The organism is Vibrio sp. 10N.286.48.B8 (genome assembly GCF_003050085.1).
Classification (GTDB): domain Bacteria; phylum Pseudomonadota; class Gammaproteobacteria; order Enterobacterales; family Vibrionaceae; genus Vibrio; species Vibrio crassostreae.
The window spans coordinates 1-6,321 of the sequence record NZ_PIGD01000040.1; the positions used below are offsets into that span (position 1 = coordinate 1).

A 6,321-nucleotide genomic window follows, 5' to 3' on the forward strand; every position below is an offset into this window, starting at 1 on the left:
AGCAAAGCTTATCTCGACGAGGAAATTGCTGGGATAATGCACCAATGGAACGCTTCTTTAGAAGCTTGAAGACGGAATGGATACCTACAGTAGGTTATCGGAGCTTTGCAGAGGCACAACAAGAAATTACTCGATACATTATTGGGTATTATTGCCAACTCCGCCCGCACCAATACAACGGTGGTTTGACTCCCAATGAATCAGAACGATTGTTCTGGTTAAACTCTAGGAACGTGGCCAATATCAGTTGACCACTACACAAAGCCATGGTTAAGAACATGCCTAAGCAGATGTCAGAGATCATCGCTAAACCTTTGCGACCTTGAGCAATTTTCTCTTGTGTACGGCGCTTCCTGAACAGAGCCCTACCAACGTTTCCGATTAAGATACCCGCGATCAAACAGCTAACGAATAACGGCAGTTTCAGACCCATTGATTCGATAACTTCACTCAAACTATAACCCAGCATCAGCGTCAAGTTTAGAATCAACCATGCCCATAGAACGCCGTAGTGGCTTAGCTCTGTTTTTGTTTCACTCTCTTGGAATGCACCAACGGTGACCTCTTCTTCATTAGAAGGACTTACTTTGTGTTTATTGAGTAGGTAGTTAGCAATTGGACCACCAATCACACACGCCGCTATCAAACCAACTGTGTTGGAAGCCACACCAAGTTCTAGCGCGTTAGCAATACCAAACTCTTCAACAAACATTGGCGCCCAAGCTAGTGTCGTACCCACACCGCCAATCAGACTGATAGAACCTGACAACAAACCCGCTTTCGCATCCATACCAAAACCCGACGCGACAGCCATGCCAACTAAGTTTTGAAGGACAATAAAAGCCGAAGCCAGACAGAGCAGGATGAACAACGGTCGCCCACCTTTTACCAGCGTCTTAATATCCGCTTGAAGCCCAATGCCAGCAAAAAAGTAAAGTAGCAAAAAATCTCTGACATCAAGGCTAAAGGTGATCTGGATTTCAAATAGATAGTAAAGCGCCGCTACGGTAGCGGCACAAACAAAGCCACCAATAACTGGCTCTGGCAGAGAGTACTTCCTTAATACTTCAGAGCGCTCGATTAAACCTTTACCAATAAACAGTAATGAGATCGCAATAGTAAAGGAGAGCATTGGAGAAACAAGGGTTTCTGTCATGATGCTATAGATTCCTAAGAGTTAAGATTATTCAAAATGTTGCTTACTCTTAATCTTGTAGATCCAGACCAAGAAATTAAGCGTTTATCGGTGACATCAATCGCTAATCTGGATCAATGTGTTTCACATAAACAGAGAAAAGGCCATCACGAAAAGGATTTGAAAAGGCGACGTCATGGAAGGAGGCAGATTACGTGAATATAGGGGCTCTAAAACGAGAAAACCCCAGCATTTCTGCTAGGGTTTTGAATAGTGGTGGAAGGATGGGGATTTGAACCCCAGATACGCTATAAACGTATACTCGCTTTCCAGGCGAGCGCCTTAAGCCACTCAGCCATCCTTCCACAAATTGTGTGTTGAGCATGTCACTCAACGAGGCGCTACTTTATTGATTCTGCTTGCTTTGGTCAAGGGGCATTCTCAAAAAAAGTGCCTTTTTCGGTTTGTTCGATTACAAATTAACTCATTAGATCAAAAACAAACCAAATTTCATTCTTTCGCTGCACTTACGCTTGTTTCTTTTCTTAAGCTTGTTGATAGTAGCCTGGAACTCGAAACCATTTACGACACATATCGAGGAAGTAGCCGTAAAGTACGCCCATACCGCACGAGATAACGGCATTACTGGTGACAGCCGTAACGATCTGGTCGCCTGAAGCACCCACTGCCAACAAAATACCCGCATACACAGGAGACTGAAATAACACGTATGCCATCAAGTCAGACAAGTTTTTCATCAATGAGCTTTGTGAAAGTTTTGCACCATTGCGCAAGAACCAATCACGAAAAACGCCATAAGGCCAAGCGATAGCAATGTTTACAGGAATAGATAACGTTCGAGAAGCAAGAGATTGCTCAAACGTCATACCAGAAATAAACACTTCTACGATCATGCCAGAAATAAAACAGAAAACGACCATAGCAAATGTATCCGCAGCTGCGTTTCGAATACAAAATGGACCACGAGACTTCATTGACGACAAACCTAAAATATATCACTGCTTAATTAGTGATTTAGTAACATATAAACAAGATACATTTGCACCTCACCAGATAATGTTGCTATTAAATCACAAGATTAGTAGTCATACATTCCGAATCAAAAATCAAGTTGTAAATTAACAACCAAAAACCACTTTAAAAGCAGTTACTTTCACCAAAAAATCCAACCAAGGTCAAATGTTGGACAATTCGTCATTTACTTACCGTAATTAAACAACATTTAAGCCATCGGTAGATTTACAGTAATGATATTAATGACATCTTGTGTTGGTGGTGATCCTAAAGCAACCTGCTCTAACGCTTTATCGACTTGTTCAGTAAGTTCCGCGTTGTTCATAGGTTCAACGTGGACACGTAGACTCTCTAGTGCAAATTGAATCAGTTCTAGGTTGTTGTCTTCTAACGCCACATACAGCGTCACTAACAGCTCTTCAGTGTTATCTTTGTTTCGAAGATCAGGTTTAGGCAGTGACTCGCTTTTACTTTTCGAATCGTGTTGTTTTACGTCTTGGCTTTCGAGATCATCCGCTTTTACTTCATGGTATTGGTAAAGCTTATTTGAATAGCGGAATAAAGCATCATCCAGTTCACGCTCATCAATCGGCTTAGCGATAATATAATCCACACCCGCTCCCAGCATACGCTCGCGAGTCTCTTTAAAGACATCAGCCGTACAACCAAACACCAATACCGATGACACATCACCTATCAACGCACGAATCGCAGTGGTTGATTCAACACCATCCATCACAGGCATATGGTTATCCATGAGTATCAAATCAAAGCGCTCAGCAACCACGGCTTGTATCGCTAACTCACCATTCTCGACGCTCTTATAAATGAATCCTTTGCTGCTCATGAAGGTTTCAATGATCACTGTATTGGTTCGGTTATCCTCGACGATCAGTACCTTTAAGCCTGAGTAGTCTAGCTTCTTATGTGGCAAGCTCTCGATTTCGCCAGGCTGGCAAGGTTGAATCTTCAAGCGAACATCAAAGCTCGTGCCTATCCCTTCTTCACTGGTGACGGTAATACTGCCATCCATCAGTTGGGCAATTTTCTTCACAATCGCTAAGCCAAGACCCGTACCGCCAAAACGCCTTGTAGTGGAAGACTCCGCTTGTTCAAACGGTTTAAAAATACGCTTTTGAGCTTCTTTAGAGATGCCAATTCCGGTGTCACGAACTCGAATACTAAGGTAGGTGTCACTTCCCTCTACGACTTCTTTCAAGTACACCTCAACAAAGCCTCTGGAGGTGAACTTCACCGCGTTGTTCAACAAGTTAAACAAAATTTGGCGCAGGCGAGCTTTATCTGAGAAATACCAACGACCAGAAGGCACCTCGGAGTACACTTTGAATTGAAGCCCTTTCTCGGAAGACAATGTGTAGTAAACACTGTTAATACTGCCGATGATCGAATCAAGCGGGAAACGCGTTTCATCAAGATCCAACCTACCCTGCTCGATCTTCGAGAAGTCTAAGATCTCGTTGAGTAGGGTCATCATATGATCGCCGGACTCATACAGGCTCTTAAGATGCTTCTCTTGTTCGGAGTTTAGAGGCGTTTTTAATAGGATCTGAGCGGTACCCAACACACCATTCATAGGGGTGCGTATTTCATGTGATAGGGTTGCAAGGAAAGCGGTTTTTGCGTTGGTGGATGCCTGAGCTTTAACCTTTTCCGCTTCGAGATAAATAGTCTTTTCGTTAAAGGTTTTAATCAAATGGCCGATTTCGTCATCACTCGAGTAATCCACATCAATGATTTCGCCGGCTTTCGAGCTATCAACCTGTGCAGCAATCCTTGTGATTGGACTAATCAAATAACGATTCAATAAGTAATATCCAGCCATCACACAAAGTAGCAATAGCGGAACAATACCACCTTCAATGCTCATCACCTGGCGAAATACTTCGTCTGCTACACGTGTTTTTGAGTTCACCACATCCACTTGCCAGCCGAAATCACCAAATTGGTTGCTACTGATATAGATGCCTTCAACAAGATTGAAGTTATGAGAAACCAACACTTGGTTGAGTTTATCTCTCAGGGTGATACCAAGATTGTACTCTTCGGCGTGGTTTTTAATGAAACCCAACAACTCTTCGAGCGAGAGATCCACCGTCGCAATACCAGCAAAGGTGCCGTCATAGTAATAAGGTGACGAAGCCGTAATCATTCGAACGTGAGTATAGGGATCAATATAGACATCGCTCCAAGAGATGGTTCCCTGTGGCTTGTCTACAACCGAGGTATACCAATACTCTTCGTGATAAGGGGCGTTTTTAGGATTGTTGTAAGAGAACAGTTGATCAATCGTGCCATCGTCAGCTTTGTTGAAAAAATAACTGTTTAAGAGCTTGTCGGAATCCAACGCATACGGTTCTGGCCAAATACCAGCGCTAACAATTGTGTCATCGCTCGCGGCTAACATCGACTTGAATAGCGGGATGACATCTTCACCTTTGCGATGTGCTTGAGCAAAACCAACTAAACTATCAACAAAGCCTTGAGAGCTACTGAGTGGCTCTGTAATCAATGCGGATAACAGTTGCGTACGTAAGTCGAGGTTTTGTTGTAATTTGGCGCGCACAGGGGATTCTACGACGTAATACGTCACACTACCGACAATGGCAATAAACATAGCAAGGTACAGCCCAAGCGCTACCATGCTTTTTTTCTTTAAAGACGACCGTATCTGCATAATTCTTTTATTGTTTTCTTTTCTGTTAAAACTAGTGTTTATCATCCATGACATCAAGCCTTTTTAGATTGAAGCTTGATTGGCACAAGTTCATTGGTACTATAAGCGCAAATATGTTCCCTTTTACGGTACCTCACTTTGACTTTACAAGATATTCTTGCGCTTCCAGAGTTGGAAGGAAAGCTAATCACAGAACACAAAACCATCGGATTTGTCACTGCAATGGCAGCGGCACCCAATGTGTTAACCCCGCATGAGTGGCTACCGTTCTTATGGGGTGGCGAAGAAGTCGCGCCTTTTACGGATGGTGAACAGCTAGAAAGCTACATTGAAGTTATCATCGAGCTTTGGAATAAAACTCGCCCAGAACTGATTGAAGGTACTTGGGTTTGGCCTGAAGCTTGTCAATTAGACGACGAAGAAGTGGTTAACACTGCCGCTCGTGATTTTTGTGAAGGCTTGCTTCAAGGCTGGCAGATTGCTCGTGATGATTGGGAAACGCTAATGCCTGAAGAGAGCGAAGACAACGCGCTTGTTGGCGGCGTCCTACTTTCATTGAGCATGCTTTACGATCCAGAAACCTCAATCGCAACGCTTGCTGAGCAAGGGATTGAAGGTCTAGAGCAGTTCGAAGAGATCTTTAACGCTGTGCCTGTCATGCTTTGCGGTCTAACTCAGCGTGGTATTGCACTGGCTGAAGCTCAATAACAGTTAGTTTTATGCATACCCAAAAGGCCTCGCTATGAGGCCTTTTTAGTTTTTAGTGTACCGTCCTAAATATGGTTGACACATTTCCAACATGGAATTGGAGAGTGTCATGAAAACAACAAGTAGACGTACTCAACGAGATTATTCTCTTGCCTTTAAATTGGCAGTCGTAAGCCAAGTTGAAAAAGGCGAAATGACTTATAAGCAAGCTCAAGAACGTTATGGGATCCAAGGTCGCTCTACCGTTTTAGTTTGGCTTCGCAAACATGGTCAACTAGATTGGTCTAAAGGAACAGAACAATCGAGAGCATTAGGAGCGACTATGTCAAACTCTTCCTCAACTCAAACCCCAGAGCAACGAATCAAAGAACTCGAGCAGCAATTAGAAGAGACTCAGCTCAAAGCTGAGTTCTTTGAAGCGGTTGTAAAAGTCATGGATCGAGATTTCGGTGTCCGAATCTCAAAGAAGCGCAAGGCCGAGTTATTAAGGAAAAAACGGTCAGAAAGTTGACCGTCACTAAAGCTTGTCACTTCATAGGTATTACACGACAAGCTTTCTACAAGCGCTGTGTTGCAGAAATTCATCAGACAAAGAAAGATGAATTAGTACTCGGTTTTGTGAAGAAGCAAAGGATGATGCACCCTCGTATAGGGACCCGTAAGATCAAGTATTTACTTGCTCAGAACGACATTGAAATCGGTCGAGACCGCTTATTCTCTCTGCTGAGAATGCATCGATTATTAGTGC

At 43.2% G+C, this 6,321-nt stretch carries 4 protein-coding genes, 1 tRNA gene and 2 pseudogenes; 3 read left to right on the forward strand and 4 right to left on the reverse strand.

Annotated features, from left to right (window positions below):
• Positions 1–251: integrase core domain-containing protein (locus CWO08_RS23395; protein ID WP_146161782.1), on the forward strand; the 251-nt coding region annotated here is incomplete at its 5' end.
• Between the two features lie 8 nt (positions 252–259).
• Here CWO08_RS23395 and CWO08_RS23400 read toward each other — a convergent pair.
• The 4 genes and pseudogenes from CWO08_RS23400 to CWO08_RS23415 all read right to left on the reverse strand — a co-directional run.
• Positions 260–1,156: pseudogene (locus CWO08_RS23400) on the reverse strand (sodium/glutamate symporter); the annotation flags it as partial.
• Between the two features lie 253 nt (positions 1,157–1,409).
• Positions 1,410–1,500 (reverse strand) — tRNA-Ser (locus CWO08_RS23405).
• Positions 1,501–1,680: 180 nt separating this feature from the next.
• Positions 1,681–2,130 carry an L-alanine exporter AlaE gene (locus CWO08_RS23410; RefSeq protein ID WP_048616306.1) on the reverse strand — a complete coding sequence of 150 codons (450 nt, stop codon included), beginning with the start codon at positions 2,128–2,130 and terminating at the stop codon, positions 1,681–1,683.
• Between the two features lie 248 nt (positions 2,131–2,378).
• Complete coding sequence (locus tag CWO08_RS23415; protein ID WP_108021206.1) at positions 2,379–4,832, reverse strand: hybrid sensor histidine kinase/response regulator; 2,454 nt, start codon at positions 4,830–4,832, stop codon at positions 2,379–2,381.
• Between the two features lie 171 nt (positions 4,833–5,003).
• Between CWO08_RS23415 and CWO08_RS23420 the strand changes: the two genes are divergently transcribed.
• Together CWO08_RS23420 and CWO08_RS23425 are read left to right on the forward strand one after the other, a co-directional pair.
• A complete protein-coding gene (locus CWO08_RS23420; RefSeq protein ID WP_048659643.1) occupies positions 5,004–5,573 on the forward strand; it encodes a UPF0149 family protein in 570 nt (189 codons plus the stop codon).
• Positions 5,574–5,682: 109 nt separating this feature from the next.
• Positions 5,683–6,321, forward strand: a pseudogene (locus tag CWO08_RS23425) (IS3 family transposase); the annotation flags it as partial.